Origin of the sequence: Arthrobacter sp. NPDC058130 (assembly GCF_042884475.1) — a bacterium.
Taxonomy (GTDB): Bacteria; Actinomycetota; Actinomycetes; order Actinomycetales; family Micrococcaceae; genus Arthrobacter.
Genome location: NZ_JBHVTV010000003.1, coordinates 128,000 through 148,441 on the forward strand (window position 1 = coordinate 128,000; position 20,442 = coordinate 148,441).

Genomic DNA, 20,442 nt, shown 5'->3' on the forward strand with positions numbered 1-20,442 from the left:
TTTGTGAACCTCCCCGTCCGGAATCTCGATACGACTGTTGAGTTCTTCACAGCGTTGGGATTTACCTTCAACCCCGACTTCACCGATGAGAACGCCACCTGCATGATCGTCAACGACGGCGCGTACGTGATGTTGCTGGTCGAGTCCTACTTCAAGACGTTCACCTCGAAGTCCGTCGCCGCCACGGCCGACACGGCAGAGGCCATCATGTCCTTCTCGCTGGAAAGCCGGGAAGCCGTGGACGAGGTCATCCGCACCGCCCTCACCTCCGGGGGCACCGCCTCGGAGGAAGCCCAGGACTACGGCTTCATGTACACCCACAGCTTCCAGGACCCGGACGGCCACCTCTGGGAAGTCTTCTGGATGGACCCGGCCGGCCCGCCCAAGGACGCCGCGCTCTAGCCCCCTTCCGCTGGACGGGAGGCGCCGTCCGCGCGGGTACGCTGGCTACATGTCTGGACATGTTTGGCTGCTGCCCTTGAAGAACCTCGACGGCGACGCCCGGGCCATCAAGCTGGGGGAAATCGCCCTCCTGGAGCTCGGCGAGGGGCAGCAGAGGTTCGTCGGCGAGCCATTGCGGATGATGCTGATCGCGCTCGAAGAAGAGTCCCGGTTCCCGTTCGCCGTGGATGAGAACGGGACCGCCGTCGGCGTGCTGACACTCCAGTCCGGAGCGGCCACCCTTGCCGGCTGGCCCGACGACGGCTCCGCCTGGCTCCTGCGGGGCTTCCTGATCGACCGGCAGCAGCAGGGCAAAGGCCTCGGCACGCTTGCCGCGGACGCCGCAGTGCGGGAGGCAGCCAAACTGACGGCGGGCCAGGGCACTGGCCAGTCCGGCGTCGTACTCTCCGTCAACGAACTGAACCCCGGCGGCCTGGCCGCCTACCGCAAGGCCGGATTCGAGGACCGCGGCCCCTACGAAGGCGGCGACGCCGGCCCGCAACGGATCATGTACCGGGCATTCTGACCAGACCTCAGATTGGCGTCCTTGGGCCGGCCGTACGTGTTTGCCCTAAGACAAAAAGAGTCCGCACGTGCTGCCGTTGCCGAAGCGCTGGCAGCCCGTGCGGACTCTTTGCGGGCTAAAGCTGGTTTAGCCCAGTGGTCTGGCTAGACGCCGTAGTACAGCTCGAACTCGTACGGGTTCGGGCGCAGGGAGAGCGGACGGATCTCGTTCTCGTACTTGTACTCGATCCAGGTGTCGATCAGGTCCTGGGTGAAGACGCCGCCGGCCTGCAGGAACTCGTTGTCCTCGGCCAGTGCCTCCAGGGCCTCCTCGAGCGTGCCCGGAGCCTTGGGGATGTCCTTGGCTTCTTCGGCCGGGAGCTCGTAGAGATCCTTGTCGATCGGAGCCGGGGGTTCGATCCGGTTGCGGATGCCGTCAATGCCGGCCATCAGCTGGGCGGCGAACGCCAGGTACGGGTTGGAGGACGGGTCCGGCGCGCGGAACTCGATGCGCTTGGCCTTCGGGTTGGAGCCCGTGATCGGGATACGGATACCGGCGGAGCGGTTGCCCTGCGAGTAGACCATGTTGACCGGAGCTTCGAAGCCCTTGACCAGGCGGCGGTAGGAGTTCACCGTCGGGTTGGTGAAGGCCAGGACGGCGGAGGAGTGCTTCAGCAGGCCACCGATGTACCAGCGGGCGGTGTCGGACAGGCCGGCGTAGCCCTTCTCGTCGTAGAACAGCGGCTCGCCACCGGTCCACAGCGACTGGTGGCAGTGCATGCCCGAGCCGTTGTCACCGAAGACCGGCTTCGGCATGAACGTCACTGACTTGCCCCAGGCGTCGGCGGTGTTCTTGATGACGTACTTGAACTTCTGCAGGTCATCAGCCGCGTGGGTCAGGGTGGTGAACTTGTAGTTGATTTCAGCCTGGCCGGCGGAGCCGACTTCGTGGTGGCTGCGCTCGACCTCAAGGCCGGCCTCGTCCAGGGCAACACACATGGCGTCGCGCAGGTCGGCCTGCTTGTCGGTGGGGGAGACCGGGAAGTAACCGCCCTTGACGGGGGTCTTGTAGCCGAGGTTTCCGCCCTCTTCCTCGCGGCCGGTGTTCCAGTGTGCTTCCTCGGAGTCGATCTTGTAGAAGCTGCCCTGCGGGGAGGACTGGTACTGGACGTTGTCGAAGACGAAGAATTCGGCCTCGGGGGCGAAGAACGCGGTGTCCGCGATGCCGGTGGAGGCGAGGTACGCTTCGGCCTTCTCGGCCACGCCGCGGGGGTCGCGGTGGTAGGGATCGCCGGTGCGCGGGTTCACGATCGAGAAGTTCAGCGCAAGGGTCTTCTCCATGCGGAACGTGTCGATGAATGCCGTGGTCACATCCGGGATGAGCTGCATGTCAGACTCGGCGATGCCCTGGAAGCCGCGGATCGAAGAGCCGTCGAAAAGCTGGCCGTTGACGAAGAAGTCGGCGTCAACACTCTTGGCCGGCACGTTGAAGTGCTGCTGAACGCCAGGAAGATCGGTGAAGCGGATATCGACGAATTTGATGTCTTCGTCCTTGATGAACTTGAGGACTTCGTCCGCAGTCTTGAACATTATGCTCCTTACGCATATGAAAGATCTGGCCGTCAGGCACATTGGTCCAGCGCAGTCCAACAGCGGGGAAGGCACAAAAACTCCCCCGCTTCGCAGTCGCTAGCAACTGTTACCACCCTAAGGACATGGGATTTCCCAGCAGTGTCCGCATTGTTTCGGGCAGGTTACAGAATGCCCTGACACGTAAACGCTAGCCGCCGGTCCACACTGTGACCTATACGGTCCACAGTGTGACACACTACCGCCCACACTGTGGACGGGCCAGAGCCGATAACATTGGAGTGTGGTTGATCGCAAAGACATCGGTTCATGGCTCACCGGGCCGGACACATCCGGCATCTCCAGGTACCCGGGGGAGCGGCTCGGACTTCCCGAGGCCGGCCCCGGATCGATTGCCCGTGCCGGCCGGCGCATCCTGGCTATCTGCATTGACTGGGCCATCGCGCTGCTGATCAGCAATTTCGCCTTCGCCGGCGATTCCTGGGCCACCCTTGGCGTGTTTGCCATCGAGCAGATCCTGCTGATCGGCACCCTCGGCTACAGCATCGGCCACAGGATCGTGGGCATCCACGTGGTCCGGCTGGGCGGCGGCCCCGCGGGCCCGCTCGCTGCCCTGGTGCGCACCCTACTGCTGTGCCTCGTGATCCCGGCCGTCATCTTCGACCCGGACCAGCGCGGCCTCCACGACAAGGCAATGAATACCGTCCTGGTCCGGATGTAGGTGTTTCGGTGCCCAGCGGCGGAGCCCACCTCCGAAGGCCGTGCAGGACGCGTCCGTTTGCCACGGATGGCCGCTAACCTTCCTCGGTTGGCGGCCATTTGCGTCCAATGGACGCGCCAGGTGTCAGGACGCGGCGAGCCCTCGTCCGTTTGCCTCGGATGGCCGCTAGCCTTCCTCCGTTAGCGGCCATTTGCGTCCAATGGACGCGCCAGGTGTCAGGACGCGGCGAGCCCGCGTCCGTTTGCCACGGATGGCCGCTAACCTTCCTCGGTTGGCGGCCATTTGCGTCCAGTGGACGTGCCAGTCCAGCCGGAACTCGGCCGTACCGCCCACCGGCAACCGTGAGGCCACAGGCATGGCACTCCTACCTGGAAGCCCCAATCCGGAACAGGTGTCTAGACGCCCGCAGTCTCCTGAGCCGGCGTGGAGGCATCCTCACCTGCTCTAACCGTGAGGTGGCCCCGGCGCCCGGCCCAGCGTTCAAACCAGACGGTCGCAAAGGGAAAGACGGCGGACAGGCCTGAGAGCAGGGCAACCCGGAACGGCCAGCGAAGCATCGCCCACAGGCTCAGTGCCGTGACCGCGTAGCCGATGAAGAATGCGCCATGGATCGGGCCGGCTATCTCCACGCCCAGTTCCGTCGTCCGGGTCACCCATTTGAGCACCATGCCGATCAGCAGTGCGGCCCAGCTGAATGCTTCGGCGATCGCGAGTCCGCGGAAGATGCGGATCATGGTGGCGTTGGATGGCAATGTCATGCTGGTGTCTCCTGGTTCCGGGACTCCGGCGTGCGTGGGCCGGGCCGACGTCGGGCAGTAATGGAATCGCCCCGGCTGGCGGCCTGATGCGGCCGTGAACCGGGGCGATTCTGTGTAACTGGCGGTACTGAAGTGCTGGCAGGGCCTAGCGGCCGCGGGCCGCCTTGCGGTCCGGGCGGGCCTTGTAGGGATCGATGCCCTTCGGGATGGGCAGGCGGCCGCCGAGCGAGGAAATACGCTTGGACACCGCGCTGACCTCGGTCTTGGTCAGTTCGCCCTTGAGTTTGTTCATCTTCCGGGCGATCTGGCTCAGCGGCACCTGGCCCTCGCCGCGGCCGCTTTCGATCACGTGGATGGTGACGTTGGGGAGGATACGTGCAAGACGCTTGCGCTCGGCGTCGACCAGCGGCTTGACCCGGGTGCTGGGGCCCTCGCTGACGAGCACGACGCCGGGACGGCCGATGGCGCGGAAGACGGCGTCCTGCGTGCGGGGGTTCACGGCAACGGGCTGGTCTTCGGTGATCCAGCCGCGCTTGAGCGTGCCCAGTGCGGCACCTGAGGCGCCCGGCTGGTCCTCGATCTGAGCGAACGCGGCGCGCTCAGCGCGGCGGGAGAGGATCAGGGTCGCCGCCAGGACGCCCAGCGGGATGCCGATGATCAGGCCAGTGATCCAGTTATCCAGCAGGAAGCCGATCAGGAAGCTGACGGCGACAACGCCCAGGAATGCCAGCAACATGAGCCACGGAACCATGGGATCGTGGCGGCGCGTCATCTGGAAGACCTCGCCGATCTGCTTCAGCCGGCTCGGCTTCTTGGCCTTTGCTTCCTTGGGCTTACGGGAGAAAAGACCGCGCTTCGGAGCATCGGAAGCCGGGCTGGAGTTGCTGGGATCAGGGGAATTCGCCATAGTTCCTTAATTCTACGTGATGGACGGCCAAGGGCCGGCACCAGATTACTCCGGTGCCGGCCCTTGGCTGGAAGCGTGTTCGAACGGGATTCAGGAATGCGCCGCGAGCAGGGAGCTGGCTTCCTGGCGGGTGGTTCCGGAGTCCTGGATGCCGTCGGCGATGTGGGCGAGTTCGGCGGGGATTTCCCGGCCCTTCTTGCGCATCGCGGTGGCCCAGAGCCGGCCGGCGCGGTAGGAGGAGCGGACCAGCGGCCCGGACATGACGCCGAGGAAGCCGATCTCGTCCGCCTCGTTTTGCAGGTCCACGAATTCCTGCGGCTTGACCCAGCGGTCCACCGGCAGGTGCCGTTCGGAGGGGCGGAGGTACTGGGTGATGGTGATCAGGTCGCAGCCGGCCTCGTGCAGGTCCCGGAGGGCCTCGGAGATTTCCTCGCGGGTCTCGCCCATGCCCAGGATCAGGTTGGACTTGGTGACCATGCCGAGCTTGCGGCCTTGGCTGATGACGTCCAGGGAGCGGTCGTAGCGGAACGCCGGGCGGATCCGCTTGAAGATCCGGGGCACGGTCTCGACGTTGTGGGCGAAGACCTCGGGCCGGGAGTCGCAGATCGCCGCGATGTGTTCGGGCTTGCCGGAGAAGTCCGGGATGAGCAGTTCGACGCCGGTGCCCGGGTTCAGTTCGTGGATCTTGCGGACCGTCTCGGCGTAGAGCCAGACGCCCTCATCGGCGAGGTCGTCGCGGGCCACGCCGGTCACGGTGGCGTAGCGCAGGGCCATGGCCTGGACCGAGCGGGCCACCTTGGTGGGCTCGAACATGTCCACCGGGGAGGGCTTGCCGGTGTCGATCTGGCAGAAGTCGCAGCGCCGGGTGCATTCGGAGCCGCCGATCAGGAACGTCGCTTCCTTGTCTTCCCAGCATTCGAAGATGTTCGGGCAGCCGGCCTCCTCACACACCGTGTGGAGGCCCTCCTTCTTCACGAGGTTCTTGAGCTGGACGAACTCGGGGCCCATCTGGACCTTGGCCTTGATCCATTCCGGCTTACGTTCCACCGGTGTGGCCGCGTTTCGCTGCTCAATGCGCAGCATCTTCCGGCCTTCTGGTGCCAGTGTCACAGTAGAGCTCCTTCTGGGGTTGCAACTAGGGCTTGTTCATTGTTGCGCAGTTCTTCGGTGATCCGCGAAACGAGGTCCGCCGGGGTGACGTCCCTGCCAAGTTCCTGGGCGATGGTGGTGACGCCGGCGTCGCTGATGCCGCAGGCAATAATCTGGCCGTAGGGGGCCAGATCGTTGTTGCAGTTGATCGCGAAGCCGTGCATGGTGACGCCCTCGTTGACGCGGATGCCGATGGCCGCGATCTTGCGGTCCGGGCCCTTCTCGTCCTGCTCGATCCAGACGCCTGCACGGCCCTTGATCCGTACGGCATCGATGCCGTAGTCCGCCAGGACAGCAATGATCACGGCTTCCAGGCGCTCCACATAGTCGCGGATGCCGGCCTTGTTCTTCAGCTTGATGATCGGGTAGCCGATGAGCTGGCCCGGGCCGTGCCACGTGAGCTTGCCGCCACGGTCCACCGCCACGACGGGAGTTCCGTCGAAGGGCCGTTCGTGGTCTTCGGTGCGCTTGCCCGCGGTATAGACCGCTGAGTGTTCGAGCAGCAGTACGGTGCTGGGCGCGGTGCCCGCGAGGACTTTCTCATGCAATTCGCGCTGGATGTCCCAGCCGCGGGTGTAATCGATGAAGTCCGGGGCGAGACCCAGCTGTTTGAACTCAAGAGTCATGGCATCAAGCTTAGACCCCGCCGCATCCTCAGCCCGTTTGTGTGCTTAAGCTCTCATGCCTGTGGATAACTTCTGCACGATTTCGCTGGATCGGCTATTCCTTGGGTATGGAAGATCTCCCTGACCCGGGTGGCGCCGCCCCCGAGGTTCCCGGTTACGACGTCGGACGCCTGCTGGGGCGCGGGGGCACAGCCGTCGTGTGGCTGGTGACAGAACGGCGGACAGGACGCGATTTCGCCCTCAAGTGCTTCGACGCCGGGGCTGACACCGCAGGGGAGTCAGCCGGAGAGGCAGGTGGAGAGGTTAGCGGAACCGCGTACCGCGAAACCGAAGACGCCATGCGCCGGGAGGTCCGGATCCTCTCGGTGCTGGATCATGACCACCTACTCCGGGCCCACACGGTGCTGCGCGTTGGCGATCGGCAGTCGGGGCTGGATGGGACGAAAGCCCTGGGGCTGGTGCTGGACTATGCCCCCGGGGGATCGGTCGCTGACGTGGTTGCGGGCCGCGGACGGCTGGGGGCGGGCGAGACGGTGACGGTCCTGACGCCCATTGCCCAGGCCCTTCAGTACCTGCATTCGCATGGTTTCACCCACGGCGACGTCTCGCCCGGCAACGTACTGTTCACGGCGCACGGTAAACCGCTGCTGGCCGATCTGGGTGTAGCGCGGATGGTGGCCGACAACGGGTCGGACCGCATCGCCGGGACGGAGGGGTTCTCCGATCCGGCGCCGGTGGATGCCGTCAGGGCGGGCCTCCAGCCGGAGCGTGACATCTATTCGCTGGCGGCGCTCGGCTGGTATTGCCTGACCGGCAGGACGCCAGCCGCGGGCGCCGGGCGTCCGCCGCTGCCGCTCCTGGTGCCCGACGTGCCCCCGGCGCTGGCTGCCGCGCTGGAAGCCGGACTCGACGAGGACCGGCGAAAAAGGCCCTCGGCCGCCGAATTTGCCGCGGCGGTCTATCGCAGCACCGTGGCGGAGCCCGTGGACCTTTCGGTCACTGCCGATGCGAGTGTGGCTCCGCAATTGTTGACCCGCCGCGCCTTGCCCCGCAGCGCCCGGGAGCGACGGGCCCACTGGTTCCGCCGATGGCTTCGCCGGCCCCTGGTGAGCCAGGCGCCCCTGCAGGAACGTGCAGCCGGGCCGGCACCCGTCGCGGCGCCGCCGGGGGCGCATACCAGGACCCCTGCCGCAACGGCGAGGCACGCTGCAGCCGGCGGGACCGCACGGCACGCTGCCGCTGGTTCCGGCCCGGGCTCGCACCGCGATCCGGGCGCGGACAGCGGACGCGTCCGCGGGCCGGACGCCGAGCCTATCGCCGGGTCCGGTGCCGGCCCCAACTATTGGCCCAGCCTCGGGGACAGTACGGTGCAGCCCGCCGGGGAGGACATCCGGCAGCGGAGCCGGACCGAAACCAGGCCGCCCACGGATCACGTGTCCAGGCCTGGCGCCAATCGCAAGGCCCGTCACGACTCGGCACCCGGCATGCGCCCCGGCACTTTCGAGGCAGGGCGCCGCCGGCGTCGCCGGAAACGCTGGGTCGGCGCCGCAATAGCGGTGACACTGCTCGCCGGGCTCGGCGCGGCGCGGTTGCATCCGGGAAATGGCATCCCGGAGCTGTTCGCCGCACCACCGCCCGCGGCGGCAGCCGGAGCGCCGCCCGCGTCAGCGCCGGGCGTTGCCGGCATCCCGCGCGAGCTGCGGGACAGCCTGGAGTCCGCAGACCCGGGCGAAGCGGTCCGGGGACTGGCCTCGCTCCGCTCACTGGCCTTCAGCACCGGGGATGTGCGCCTGCTGGAGCAGGTGAACGTTCCTGCGTCGGCCGCGGCGGACGCGGATGCCAGGATCGGCGCGCGGCTGGCGGCGGCCGGACATGTCCTTGCCGGCTTCGAGACCACGTTGGCCCGTGTGCAGACTATTGCCGACGGCGGGCCGGACCGGACCGTGGTGGACGTCAGCGCCGTGGCCTCGCCCTACCAGGAACGCGATGCTGCCGGTCACGTGGTGGCTGAGGTCCCCGCCGGGGAGGAGACCAGGCTGCGACTTGTCCTGGCGAGCATTGACGGACGGTGGAGGATTGCGCAGATCCTCGCCGGGGATCCGGCCTCGGGTTAGTCGCTTCCGGCCACCCACGCCGCGGCCTGGCGGAGCGACGCGTGCTGCCAGGCGAAGCCGTTGTCGGCCAGCACTGCCGGTTCCAACCGCTGGCTCGCGAGCAGCAGCTCTTCGGCGAGCTTTCCCATGACCAGCCGCAGCACCGGTGCGGGCACCCGCAGCACTGCCGGCCGATGGAGCGCCCCGGCCAGCTGCGCGATCAGTGAGTTCACGTCCGCAGTTTCGGGGGCACAGACGTTGACCGGGCCGGACAGGGGCGAGGCAAGGAGGAAGGAAAAGGCGCGGCCCACATCCGGCAAGGTGATCCACGGCCAGTATTGCCTGCCGTTGCCCAGCGGGCCGCCAACGCCCAGACGCAGCAGCGGCAACAACCGGCCCAGTGCGCCACCCGAGCGGCTCAGGACCACCCCGGTGCGGGGCGTGACCACGCGGACCCCCTCAGGCGCCTCATGCGCCGCGGCCTCCCAGTCGACACAAATCCGGGCCAGGGTGCCGTTGCCGGCGGGCGCGTTCTCACGAAGAACAGCAGCGCCGGCGCTGCCGTAATAACCGGAGGCCGACTGGCTCAGGAACACCGCAGGCGGCGTGTCCTGCCGGGCCATCGCCGCTGTCAGGGTCTGCGTCGCACCCAGCCGGGAGCTGCGGAGTTCGTTGACACGTGCCCGGGTCCAGGGCCGGTCGCCGATGCCGGCGCCGGAGAGGTTGACCACGGCGTCCGCGCCCTTCAGCGCGGTCTCGTCAATCCGGCCGGCGGCCGGATCCCACTGGAACTCGGCCGGTGATGCGGGGGCACGCCGGACCAGGGCCACGACGTCGTGCCCTTCGCTGCGCAGTGCGCTGGAAAGGGCAGTTCCGATCAGCCCGGAGGCCCCGGCAATGAGGATTCGCATGATCCATCTCACCATGCCCGGCACGGCCGCGAAACCTCCCGGGCCGCACGGGCCGTTGTCGCTATGATCGAACGATGACCCCCTCGAGTTACTTCCGCTTCCCGCATGTCCACGGCGATTTGGTCACCTTCGTGGCCGAGGACGACGTCTGGATTGCACCCGTGGGCGGGGGGCGCGCATGGCGCGTTTCCTCCCTGCAGTTGCCGGCCCGCAACCCCCGCTTCACCCCCGACGGCAAGCGCCTGGTCTGGACGGTCGTCCAGGGAACGGCCCCGGAAGTCGTCACCGCCGACGTCGACGGCGGCGGCTACCGCCAGCTGAGCTACTTCGGCCACAGCTCCACCCGGGTCAAGGGCTTCACGCCCGACGGCGACGTCCTGGTCACCAGCGCGTTCCGCCAGTCAGACAGCCGTCACACCCACGCCTACAGCCTCCCGGTGACCGGTGGCTGGGCGCAGGAGCTGCCCTTCGGCCCGGTCGAATCGGTGGCCTTCGGTCCCGTCGTCGGCGACGAACGCCCCGTGGTGCTCGCGAGCGTCCTGTCGCGTGAGCCGGCCTGGTGGAAGCGCTACCGCGGCGGCGCCGCCGGCAAGCTGTGGATCGACGCCGACGGAAACGGCGAATTCGAGCGGCTCGCGGCCGGGCTGGACGGAAACCTGACGGACCCGCTGTGGGTGAAGGGACGGATCGCGTTCCTGTCCGACCACGAGGGCTATGGAAACCTCTATTCCGTCCTGCCCAACGGCAGCGACCTGCGGCGCCACACGGACCACGAGGACTTCTATGTCCGCCACGCCGCCACCGACGGGGAACGCATTATCTTCGAATCGGCCGGCGAGCTCTGGCTGCTGGCCAGCCTCGACGCGGAGGCCGTCAAACTCGATATCTCGCTGGGGTCCGCCTCGCAAGCACGCCGCCCGGCCCCGCTGAAGCCCTCACGGCACCTCGGCGACGTGGTCCCGGACCACACGGGCACCTCCAGCGCCGTCGAAGCCCATGGAACAGTCCACTGGCTGCGGCACAAGGACGGCCCTTCCCGTGTCCTCGAAGCCGCCCCGGGCGTCCGGGCACGGCTGCCCCGCCCGTTCGGCGAGGCCCGGATCGCCTATGTGGCCGACCACGACGGCGTCGAGGCCCTGTACGTGAAAGCCATTGCGGCGCCGCTGGCCGGCGCAGCTGGTACGGCCTGGGAGGCTCCACAGTCCGCAGGGCAGTCCGCGGCACCGGCCAGCCTGCAGTCCACAGCGCAGTCCACAGGGCAGTCCGAAAACGCCGGCGTGCCCCTGCCGAGGCCGGTGTCCGCCGCCGCACTGACAGGCTCAGGATCAACCGGTTCAGGATCAGCGCCCGCCCCGGCAACCAGCCCCGTGTCCGGCCCCGTCACAGCCGCCGTGCCGGCCACGGCTGGTCATGAGACAGCCGGCGCCGGCCACCAGACCGTGGCCGGTCCGGGCACCGCCGTGCACGCGGCGCCTGCAGCCAGTGAGGTCACCCGGATCGACTTCCCCAAGCCCAGCCGGGCCAGCGCCATCGAAGCCAGCCCCGACGGGCGCTGGCTCGCCGTCGGCACGTCCTTCGGTGACATCTACCTTGCCGACACCCGCGCGGGCACGATGTCGCTGCTGAGCAGCATCGGCGAAGGCAGCATTGAAGGATTCAGCTGGTCCCCGGACTCCGCCTGGCTCGGCTGGTCCGAGCCGGTCACGTCCTTCGGCTCACGCAGCCGTCTCCGGATCACCAGGATCGACGGCGGTGCGGGCGCGGCGATCATCGATGTCACCGACGGCCGGTTCCGCGACGAATCACCCTCATTCACCCCGGATGGCAAATACCTCGCCTTCCTCTCCAACCGCAGTTTCGATCCGGTCTACGACGGCCACTCCTTCGACCTGTCCTTCCCGAGCCCGATCAAGCCTTACCTCGTCGCCCTCGCCGCGGACACCCCGTCGCCCTTTGGCCCGAGCGTAGACCTGCAGGCGGGCGCAGATTCGGACGCAGCCGGAGCCGCGACCGCCGTGGAAGGATCCGCATCCGGGGCACAGTCCGCCGCGAAGCCCGTGCCTACGGTGCGGGTCGATGCCGACGGCCTGGCCCACCGCGTCATCGGGGTCCCGGTGCCGCAGGGCAACTACTCGTCCCTCACCGCCGCCGTCGGGGCCTTGCTGTGGCTCGACAGTGAACTCTCCGGCACCACCGGCGAAGGCCGGGCAAGCCTCGAGGACAAGGGCGCCGCGCCGAGCCTGGTCCGTTACGACCTGGCCAAGCGCCGCTCGTCCACGATCGTGGAGGCCCTGGACAGCTACCGGCTCTCCGGCGACGGAGAAAAGATCGTCTTCATCCAGGACAAGCAGATCCGGGTGGCACCCGCCGGTGCCAAGGCCGACGAGGACTCCGGTCAGCTCGTCAAGGTGGACCTTGGCCGCATCCGGGTGCAGCTGGACCCGCTCAGTGTGTGGGGGCAGGCCTTCGACGAGGCATGGCGGCTCCAGCGCGACTTCTTCTGGACCGAGGACATGGCCGGCCAGGACTGGGAGTCCGTCCACGCCCGCTACCGTCCGGTGGTGGAGCGCCTCGGCTCCCACGACGACCTGGTGGACCTGCTGTGGGAGCTGCACGGCGAGCTGGGCACCTCCCACGCCTATGTCCGCCCCATGGTCGTCGCCGAGAACGGCAGCAGCCCCCAGGGGCGCCTCGGCGCGGATCTGGAGTTCACCGGCGAGGGCTGGGAAATCACCCGCATCCTCGCCGGAGAGTCCTCCGACCCGCTGGCCACCTCGCCGTTGACCCGGCCCGGCGCCGACGCCAAGCCCGGCGACGTCCTGCTGGCGATCGACGGCGTCGAACTCACCGAATCCCGGACCCCGGCCATGGAGCTCGTCGGGGCGGCCGGCCGCGCCGTGGAACTGACCCTGCGCAACGGTGCCGGACACGGCGCGGCCGCTGGCGCCCAGCGCCGCGTGGCTGTGGTCCCGGTCAAGGACGAGGAGCGCCTGCGCTACCAGGAATGGGTCGCCGGGAACCGCCGGACCGTCCGGGAAGCCTCGAACGGGACGTTCGGCTACCTGCACATCCCGGACATGATGGCCAACGGCTGGGCCCAGCTCCACCGCGACCTCGATACCGAGACGGCCCTGGACGGGCTGATCGTCGACGTCCGGCGCAACCGCGGCGGCCACACCTCACAGCTCGTGGCCGAGCTCATCGGACGCAAGGTCACCGGCTGGAGCATGCCGCGCGGGGAGAAGCCGCGGACGTACCCGCACCACGCACCCCGTGGACCCGTCATCATCCTCACGGACGAGTTCGCCGGTTCCGATGGCGACATCATCACGCAGGTTTCCAAGCTGCGGGGGATCGGGCCCGTCATCGGCACGCGTACCTGGGGCGGCGTCGTCGGGATCGACAACCGCTTCGCCCTGGCCGACGGCACCGGCGTCACCCAGCCGCGCTACGCCACCTGGTTCTCCGGCGGCGTTGGCTGGGGTGTGGAGAACTTCGGCGTCACCCCGGACATCGAGGTGATATTCCCGCCGCACGCGTACGCCGCCGGGACTGACCCGCAACTGGAGTACGGAATCGGGGCGCTGAAGGAAATGATCCAGGAACTGCCCACGGACCGCCCGCCGCTGCGCGAGGGTTACCGCAGGGTCCGGCCAGCACCGCTGCCCAAGCGCCAGCCGGCCGGCCAGGCCTAGACGCGCGACGACGCGGCACCCAAGGCGAAGGCCCCCGCCTTCCTGGACATTCCAGGGAGACGGGGGCCTTTTCCGTATTGCGGACGGAGCTAGGAGGCCAGGGTGGCGTCCAGGGTGATCTCGATGCCGGTCAGGGCGGCGGAGACAGGGCAACCGACCTTGGCTTCCCCGGCCAAGCGCTGGAAGTCGTCCGCGGAAATGCCGGGGACCCGCGCCACGACGGTGAGGTGGCTGCCGGTGATCCCGGTGCCGGGCTGGAACGTCACATCTGCCTTGGTGTTGATTTCCTCGGGCGTGAAGCCAGCCTGGGCCAGACCGTTGCTGAAGGCCATGGAGAAGCAGGCGGAGTGTGCCGCCGCGATGAGCTCCTCGGGGCTGGTCTTGCCTTCGGCGGCTTCGGCGCGCGCCTTCCAGGTGACGTCGAAGTTGCCCAGCCCGGAGCTGTCCAGGTTGGTGTTGCCGGCGCCTGTCATCAGGTCGCCATTCCATACAGTGTGTGCGGTGCGTGTTGTTGCCATGTCCACTCCTCGACGTCGATGTGAATCAGCGATCCGGCCAGGTGCCGGATCCTGCCGTGATCAATCCTAGGGATTCTGTGCGGCCGCCGCACGGGGGTTCCGCTGTCAGAGGATTGTGACCCGGGAGCGGTCCATCCGTACAGTGTCGTCATGGAAATCACCGAAGATGCGCACGCGCCCGCGGCGCACTCAGCGCGCATCGCCACGATCATGGTCAACGCCGTCGACGCCGAACGCCTGGCCCAGTTCTGGGCCGCGCTGCTGGGCACCTCGGTCTCCGCTCGCTTCGACCAGTTCGTCTGGCTCCACCCGGCCGGCCCCGGAGCCCCGCAGCTGGCCTTCCAGCAGGTCGGGCAGCCCACGGAGGGCAGGCGCCGCCTGCACCTGGACATCCACGGGTCCGACCCCTCAGCGCTGCGCGCCCACGCCGAGGCCCTGGGCGCCGCATTCGTGGAGGGCAACGACATAGGCGATTTCCATTGGGACGTCATGCAGGATCCCGAGGGCAATGAGTTCTGCATCGCCGGCGACTGACGGGCCGGCCAGCCGCTTAACGACGACGGCGCCGCACCCCGGACGGGGGTGCGGCGCCACTATCGGAAGTGTCGTCCGGAATTAGTTCCAGAGCGTGGCGACTGCGATGTTGATCAGTGCCATTCCGCCCACCGCGTGTGCCAAGCCCTTGGGGACGGCAGCGCCGGAAGCAGCCTTCCGGTACCCGATCACAGCGGCAACGAGAACAACGATTGCGATCAGCAATTTGACGGCGATCTTGACGTAGTTGACCGGTTCGTGGGTGGCACCCAAGATCCCTACAAGCGCCAGACCGGTCACCAGTTGCGCAATGGCACCATAGAGTTGCACCGGCAGGACAGTGGGCTTCTTGAAGGTGGCGAACCAGCCACCGACGATTGCGGCAGCGCCCAGGATGTGCAGGAAGACCAAGATGTCGATGGCGATTTTCATGTGGACAGTCTAGCCAGAGAATTCTACGCAGCGTAGTAGGACCCGCCGGGGGCCAAGTTCAGAGTGCGGGCCCAGCAAAACGGCGACGGCGGTGCGGAGACTGGTGGCTGTCCACCGGTCCCGCACCGCCGTCGCCGTCGGTGTGGGTCGAGCCTTTGCGCCGGGGCCTAGAGGCCCAGGTCTGCCTCGAACGCGCCCGCTTCGAGGCGTGCCTTCAGCGTCTGCAGGAAGCGTCCCGCGTCGGCGCCGTCCACCAGGCGGTGGTCGTACGTCAGGGAGAGATACATCATGGAGCGGATGGCCAGCGAGTCATCGCCGTTCTCATCAGAGACCACCACGGCGCGCTTGACGATCGCGCCCGTGCCGAGGATGGCAACCTGCGGCTGGTTGATGATCGGGGTGTCGAAGAGGGCGCCCACGGAACCGATGTTGGTGATGCTGAAGGTTCCGCCGGAGAGCTCGTCCGGGCCGATCTTGCCGTTGCGGGTGCGGTCCGCGACGTCGGCGATCTTGCCGGCCAGGCCGGCGAGGTTCAGGTTGCCGGCGTCGGAGATGACCGGGACCAGGAGGCCCTTGTCGGTGTCCACGGCAATCGCCAGGTGCTCGGCGTTGTGGTATGTGATCTCCTGCTTGTCCTCGTCGTAGGAGGCGTTGACCTTCGGGTGCTGCTTCAGGGCTTCGGCGACAGCCTTGGCGATGAAGGGCAGGAAGGTCAGCTTGGAGCCGTTCTGGGCCTGGAAGGAGTTCTTGGCCTTGGCGCGCAGCTTGGCCACCTTGGTCATGTCGACCTCGTGGACCTGCGTCAGCTGGGTGGAGATGTCCAGGGACTCGCGCATGCGGCGGGCGATGACCTGGCGGATGCGCGGGGCCTTCTGGACGGTGCCGCGCAGGGAGGACGCAGCTGCGGCGGGAGCCGGAGCGCCTGCCGCCGGTGCGGCAGCGGCCGGTGCGGCCTTTGCCTCGGCAGCTGCGATGACGTCCTGCTTGCGGATGCGGCCGCCGACGCCGGTGCCGGTCACGGCAGCGATGTCAACGCCCTGCTGGTTGGCCAGCTTGCGGACCAGGGGAGTGACGTAGCCGGACTCTGCCGGGGCGGCGGCTGCTGCCGCCGGCGCGGGAGCTGCCGGAGCGGCAGGGGCGGCCGGTGCTGCTGCCGGCGCCGGGGCGGGTGCTGCGGGAGCCGGGGCGGCGGGAGCTGCTGCCGGCGCGGGGGCTGCCGGAGCTTCCTGCTTCGGGGCTTCCGGAGCCGGTGCGGGTGCTGCTGCCGGTGCCGGGGCGGCGGGGGCTGCAGCGCCGGAACCGATGACGGCCAGGACAGAGCCGACCTCGGCGGTTTCGTCCTCGTTGACGCGGATTTCCAGCAGGGTTCCAGCGACCGGGGACGGGATTTCGGTGTCGACCTTGTCGGTGGAGACCTCGAGCAGCGGCTCGTCGACCTCCACGGTGTCGCCGACGCTCTTCAGCCAGCGGGTGACGGTGCCTTCGGTGACGCTTTCACCCAGGGCCGGCAGCGTGACGTCGTGGCCCTCGCCGGCCGGAGCCGCGGCAGGTGCCTCAGCAGCCGGTGCGGCGGGGGCTTCGGCCTGGGGGGCCGGTGCCTCTTCGGCGGCCGGGGCTGCTGCAGGTGCCTCTTCGGCAGGCGCGGCGGCGGGTGCCCCTGCGGCGGCCGGGGCGGCGTCGCCGGAGCCGATGCGCACCAGCGGTGCGCCAACTTCTGCGGTCTCATCTTCGGCGACGAGGATTTCCTCAATCACGCCGGCGATCGGAGAGGGGATCTCAGTGTCTACTTTGTCGGTGGAGACTTCGAGCAGCGGCTCGTCCACCTCTACCCGGTCACCGACCTGCTTGAGCCAGCGGGTGACGGTTCCTTCGGTGACGCTCTCACCGAGGGCGGGCAAGTTAACGGATTCAGACATATCGTCCCCGTTCTCCTTATTGATCTTTAGTGCGGATGATTGCTGCCTTGGTCGAGCTTAGTGCACCCGGCTTTTCCGGCCGGGTGCACCAAACTCTGAGTTCTTGCGGTGGTGCGGGCGGTGGTGCTTAGCCGTGGAGCGGCTTGCCGGCCAGCGCCAGGTGCGCCTCGCCCAGGGATTCGTTCTGGGTGGGGTGGGCGTGGACCAGCTGGGCCACGTCCTCCGGATAGGCTTCCCAGTTCACGATCAGCTGGGCTTCACCGATCTGCTCGCCCATGCGGGCGCCGATCATGTGGACGCCGACCACGGGGCCGTCCTTCTGGCGGACCAGCTTGACCAGGCCGCTGGTGCCCAGGATGGAGCTCTTGCCGTTGCCGGCAAGGTTGTATTCCTGGGTCTGGATCTGGTCCTCGCCGAACTTCTCCTTGGCGGCCTTCTCGCTGTAGCCGACGGTGGCGATTTCGGGTTCAGAGTAGGTGACCTTGGGGATGTTGACGTCCTCAACGATCACGGGCTTCAGGCCGGCGATTTCTTCGGCGACGAAGATGCCCTGCTGGTAGCCGCGGTGCGCCAGCTGGACACCCGGAACGATGTCGCCGACGGCGAAGATGTTGCCGACGCCGGTGTGCAGGCGCTCGTTGGTGATGACGAAGCCGCGGTCGATCGTGATCCCGGCCTCCTCGTAGCCGAGGTTCGCCGTGACGGGCCCGCGGCCAACGGCGACGAGCAGGAGGTCGGCTTCGAAGGTCTTGCCGTCCACCAGGGTGACCTTGACGCCGTCGTCGTTCTGCTCGACGCCCTGGAAGAAGACGCCGGTGGAGAACTTGATGCCGCGCTTCTTGAAGGCGCGCTCAAAGGCCTTGACGATCGTGGCGTCCTCATTGGGAACCAGCGACGGGAGGCCTTCGACGATGGTGACGTCGACCCCGAAGGACTTCCAGACCGAGGCGAACTCGACGCCGATCACGCCGCCGCCCAGGATGATCGCGCTCTTGGGGATGTAATCCATGGTGAGGGCTTCGTCGGAGGTGATGACCTTGCCGCCGATTTCCAGGCCCGGGAGGGTGCGGGAGTACGAGCCGGTCGCGAGGACAATGTTCTTGCCCTTGTACGCGGTGCCGTTCACGACGACGGTGTCGGTGCCCTGGAGCTTGCCTTCACCCTCAATGACGGTGATGCCCTTCTTGCCCTTGATCAGGCCCTGCAGGCCCTTGAACTTGCCGGCAATGATGCCGTCCTTGTAGGCGTTGACAGCGGTGATGTCGATGCTGTCGAGGGTCACGTTGACGCCGTACTTGGCCGAGTCGCGGGCGTGGTCGGCCAGTTCTGCAGAGTGCAGCAGTGCCTTGGTGGGGATACAGCCGTTGTGGAGGCACGTGCCGCCGAGCTTGCCCTTTTCGATGAGGCCGACGGTGAGGCCGAGCTGGACAGCACGCAGCGCGGTGGCGTAGCCGCCGCTGCCGCCGCCGAGTACCAGGATGTCGAATTCTTGCGCAGTTGCCTGATCGGCCACTAAAACGCTCCCTCGCGTGAACGATGACACGAGAGTACGCATCATCTGGTCTTGGAACTTGCCTGCCGTGATTATGCCAGCGGGCCGGTTCCCTTTCATTTGTGACTACTTCATTTGGGTCTACCGCAGTTCACCTTAGCGAACCACTAATACATGCTCCACCTTGCCAAGGCGTTTGTGGAGCGCTTGTGTCCAGTGTCACGCGGCTTTGTGGCCGGGGCATCACAGCCCCGGTCACAAAGCGCGCGTAAGCCTGGACCGCTGTGCGGCTAGGCCGTCTTGGCGAGGACGTCCTCGACGTAGGCCACCAGGGTGCGGACAGTGCAGCCCGTGCCCTGTTTGTGGTTGTAGCCGTAGGGGCTGCCGTTGTTGAACGACGGGCCGGCGATGTCGATGTGGGCCCACGGGATCTGTTCGCCGTCCTTGCCCTTGCCCACGAACTCGCGCAGGAACACGGCCGCGGTCATCATGCCGCCGTGGCGTTCGCCGATGTTGGCGATGTCCGCGACCTGTGAATCCAGGCTTGCGCGGAGTTCTTCCGGCAGCGGCATCGGCCACACAAGCTCGCCCGCCCGGTCCGCGGCGGCCTTGATGGCGCCGGTAAGGGACTCGGAGCCCATGACGCCGGCGGTGCGGTCGCCCAGGGCGATCAGCTGGGCGCCGGTGAGGGTTGCGACGTCGATGATGGCGTCCGGGAACTCCTGGCTGGCGGCGACGATGCCGTCGGCCATGACCAGGCGGCCCTCGGCGTCGGTGTTGAGGACCTCGACAGTCTTGCCGCCGAACATCGTCAGGACATCGGCCGGACGCTGGGCGGCGCCGGAGGGCATGTTTTCGGCGATGCAGAGCCACGCGGTTGCCTTGACGGGCAGCCCCAGGCCCGCCAGGGCCAGGACGGTGTTAAGGACGACGGCGGCGCCCGCCATGTCGCTCTTCATGTCGCCCATGCCCAGGGCCGGCTTGATGGAGATGCCGCCCGTGTCGAAGGTGATGCCCTTGCCCACGAGGGCGATCTTGGCTGTGGCCTTCGCCGGGGTGTACTCGACCTTCACGAGCCGCGGCTGGCGGGTGGAGCCCTTGCCGACGCCGAGGATGCCGCCGAAGCCCTCCTTCTCGAGGCGCTTCTCGTCCCAGACCGTGACCTTGACGGGCAGGCCCTTGGACAGTTCCTTGGCGGCGTCGGCGAAGGACTCGGGGTAGAGGTGGCTCGGGGGCTGGTTCACGAGCGTGCGGGTCGCGTTGACGGCCGTGCCGATCAGGGACGCCCGGTTCAGGACCGGCTGGAGCGCCTTGTCCGTGGCGAAGTCGGTGCGGATAACGACGTTCTTGACGGGGTCCTTCAGCCCGTCCCGGGAGGAGCGGAACTCGGTGTAGGAGTAGGCGCCCATCGCGGCGCCTTCGGCGACGGCCGCCACCTCGGCGAGGGTCGTCGTCGGAAATGCCAGGGTTACGGTGCTGACGCCGGCCAGCTGGCGGACGGCCGAACCGGCTGCGCGGCGCAGGGCCTCCTCGGAGAGCGGCTGCTTCGCTGAGTCCTTATTCACCGGCAGCTTTCCGACGCCGGCGAGGAGCAGGATAGTGGCGCCGGCTTCAGGCAGGCCGGGCAGGCGGTGGGCCTGGTCGGCCGCGCCGGTGATGCCAAGAACGCTCAGTGATTCCGCCAGGGCCTCCGCGGCCTTGGCCGTCAGCGGATTGTCGAGCAGGACGGGGCCGTCGGGACCCTGTCCGACGCCGATGACGAGGGCGTCGCTGGGGGACTTCTTCAAATCCCCTGCGACTGCACTAAGTTTGACTTCACTATTCTTGACCACGAGGACAGTCCTCAATTCTCTGTGATGGTTCTCGGTGATATTCGGCAGGAACTGCATGTTTGGCGCCCTGCCACTGATCCCGGGGGCGCCGTCGGTCTGGGACACAACCCGGTGTCTGTAAAACAAGCCCTGGGGCCATGTCCGATCGTAGTCTCTTGGCAGTCCGGAAATTCAATCGAATGAGAGCTGGAGCACACCCCGGGCAGGAATTAGCCCGGGTGCCTGGGCGTTGTACAGATAGCGGCGCTGCCGTGCGGTGATCCCGTCTGGGACTGGCCCGCGCGGCAGGAACTGCCTGACTGTGCGGAAATTGCTTGACCAAC

The 20,442-nt window shown here is 67.6% G+C and carries 17 protein-coding genes; 6 read left to right on the plus strand and 11 right to left on the minus strand.

Annotated elements, in window-relative coordinates; all coding sequences use genetic code 11:
* Positions 1 to 3: 3 nt before the first annotated feature.
* Both ACFVTM_RS08250 and ACFVTM_RS08255 read left to right on the plus strand, forming a co-directional pair.
* On the plus strand, positions 4 to 402 hold the full coding sequence (locus tag ACFVTM_RS08250; RefSeq protein ID WP_390202933.1) for a VOC family protein: 399 nt from the start codon (positions 4 to 6) through the stop codon (positions 400 to 402).
* 49 nt (positions 403 to 451) lie between these two features.
* The gene (locus ACFVTM_RS08255) at positions 452 to 967 is read left to right on the plus strand and encodes a GNAT family N-acetyltransferase (protein WP_390202934.1); all 516 of its coding nucleotides are present in this window, start codon (positions 452 to 454) and stop codon (positions 965 to 967) included.
* 143 nt (positions 968 to 1,110) lie between these two features.
* On the opposite strand, the gene glnA is transcribed toward ACFVTM_RS08255, so the two are convergent.
* On the minus strand, positions 1,111 to 2,535 hold the full coding sequence (glnA, locus tag ACFVTM_RS08260) for a type I glutamate--ammonia ligase (RefSeq protein ID WP_223985745.1): 1,425 nt from the start codon (positions 2,533 to 2,535) through the stop codon (positions 1,111 to 1,113).
* Between the two features lie 283 nt (positions 2,536 to 2,818).
* Between glnA and ACFVTM_RS08265 the strand changes: the two genes are divergently transcribed.
* A complete protein-coding gene (locus ACFVTM_RS08265) occupies positions 2,819 to 3,256 on the plus strand; it encodes an RDD family protein (protein WP_390202935.1) in 438 nt (145 codons plus the stop codon).
* A gap of 395 nt (positions 3,257 to 3,651) precedes the next feature.
* Here the strand turns inward: ACFVTM_RS08265 and ACFVTM_RS08270 are convergent, their stop codons facing one another.
* The 4 genes from ACFVTM_RS08270 to lipB form a co-directional block, all read right to left on the minus strand.
* Positions 3,652 to 4,014: a DUF3817 domain-containing protein gene (locus tag ACFVTM_RS08270; protein ID WP_390202936.1), complete on the minus strand. Its 363-nt coding sequence runs from the start codon at positions 4,012 to 4,014 to the stop codon at positions 3,652 to 3,654.
* A 145-nt stretch (positions 4,015 to 4,159) separates the two neighbouring features.
* Positions 4,160 to 4,921 (minus strand): DUF4191 domain-containing protein, encoded by a 762-nt coding sequence (locus ACFVTM_RS08275; protein WP_390202937.1) that lies wholly within the window; start codon positions 4,919 to 4,921, stop codon positions 4,160 to 4,162.
* Positions 4,922 to 5,011: 90 nt separating this feature from the next.
* The gene (gene lipA / locus ACFVTM_RS08280; RefSeq protein ID WP_390202938.1) at positions 5,012 to 6,031 is read right to left on the minus strand and encodes a lipoyl synthase; all 1,020 of its coding nucleotides are present in this window, start codon (positions 6,029 to 6,031) and stop codon (positions 5,012 to 5,014) included.
* Positions 6,028 to 6,696, minus strand: coding sequence for a lipoyl(octanoyl) transferase LipB (gene lipB / locus ACFVTM_RS08285; RefSeq protein WP_390202939.1), 669 nt, complete (start codon positions 6,694 to 6,696; stop codon positions 6,028 to 6,030). Before lipB ends, lipA begins: the two co-directional genes overlap by 4 nt.
* Before the next feature lie 107 nt (positions 6,697 to 6,803).
* Between lipB and ACFVTM_RS08290 the strand changes: the two genes are divergently transcribed.
* Positions 6,804 to 8,810, plus strand: a complete 2,007-nt coding sequence (locus ACFVTM_RS08290) for a serine/threonine-protein kinase (protein WP_390202940.1) — start codon at positions 6,804 to 6,806, stop codon at positions 8,808 to 8,810.
* Here ACFVTM_RS08290 and ACFVTM_RS08295 read toward each other — a convergent pair.
* On the minus strand, positions 8,807 to 9,700 hold the full coding sequence (locus tag ACFVTM_RS08295) for a TIGR01777 family oxidoreductase (protein ID WP_390202941.1): 894 nt from the start codon (positions 9,698 to 9,700) through the stop codon (positions 8,807 to 8,809). The genes ACFVTM_RS08290 and ACFVTM_RS08295 overlap by 4 nt on opposite strands.
* A 74-nt stretch (positions 9,701 to 9,774) precedes the next feature.
* Here ACFVTM_RS08295 and ACFVTM_RS08300 point away from each other — a divergent pair, with 74 nt between their 5' ends.
* Entirely contained in the window at positions 9,775 to 13,395 is a 3,621-nt protein-coding gene (locus tag ACFVTM_RS08300; RefSeq protein ID WP_390202942.1) for a S41 family peptidase, read from the plus strand.
* An 89-nt stretch (positions 13,396 to 13,484) separates the two neighbouring features.
* Here ACFVTM_RS08300 and ACFVTM_RS08305 read toward each other — a convergent pair whose 3' ends face one another.
* Positions 13,485 to 13,913, minus strand: coding sequence for an OsmC family protein (locus tag ACFVTM_RS08305; RefSeq protein WP_390202943.1), 429 nt, complete (start codon positions 13,911 to 13,913; stop codon positions 13,485 to 13,487).
* A gap of 150 nt (positions 13,914 to 14,063) precedes the next feature.
* Between ACFVTM_RS08305 and ACFVTM_RS08310 the strand changes: the two genes are divergently transcribed.
* Positions 14,064 to 14,447, plus strand: a complete 384-nt coding sequence (locus ACFVTM_RS08310) for a VOC family protein (RefSeq protein WP_390202944.1) — start codon at positions 14,064 to 14,066, stop codon at positions 14,445 to 14,447.
* An 81-nt stretch (positions 14,448 to 14,528) separates the two neighbouring features.
* On the opposite strand, the gene ACFVTM_RS08315 is transcribed toward ACFVTM_RS08310, so the two are convergent.
* The 4 genes from ACFVTM_RS08315 to ACFVTM_RS08330 form a co-directional block, all read right to left on the minus strand.
* Positions 14,529 to 14,879 (minus strand): hypothetical protein, encoded by a 351-nt coding sequence (locus tag ACFVTM_RS08315; RefSeq protein WP_223917119.1) that lies wholly within the window; start codon positions 14,877 to 14,879, stop codon positions 14,529 to 14,531.
* A gap of 167 nt (positions 14,880 to 15,046) precedes the next feature.
* Positions 15,047 to 16,795, minus strand: a complete 1,749-nt coding sequence (sucB, locus tag ACFVTM_RS08320; RefSeq protein WP_390202945.1) for a 2-oxoglutarate dehydrogenase, E2 component, dihydrolipoamide succinyltransferase — start codon at positions 16,793 to 16,795, stop codon at positions 15,047 to 15,049.
* A gap of 127 nt (positions 16,796 to 16,922) precedes the next feature.
* Positions 16,923 to 18,308: a dihydrolipoyl dehydrogenase gene (gene lpdA, locus ACFVTM_RS08325; RefSeq protein ID WP_018772391.1), complete on the minus strand. Its 1,386-nt coding sequence runs from the start codon at positions 18,306 to 18,308 to the stop codon at positions 16,923 to 16,925.
* Positions 18,309 to 18,577: 269 nt separating this feature from the next.
* Positions 18,578 to 20,119, minus strand: coding sequence for a leucyl aminopeptidase (locus ACFVTM_RS08330; RefSeq protein ID WP_390202946.1), 1,542 nt, complete (start codon positions 20,117 to 20,119; stop codon positions 18,578 to 18,580).
* Positions 20,120 to 20,442 lie beyond the last annotated feature (323 nt).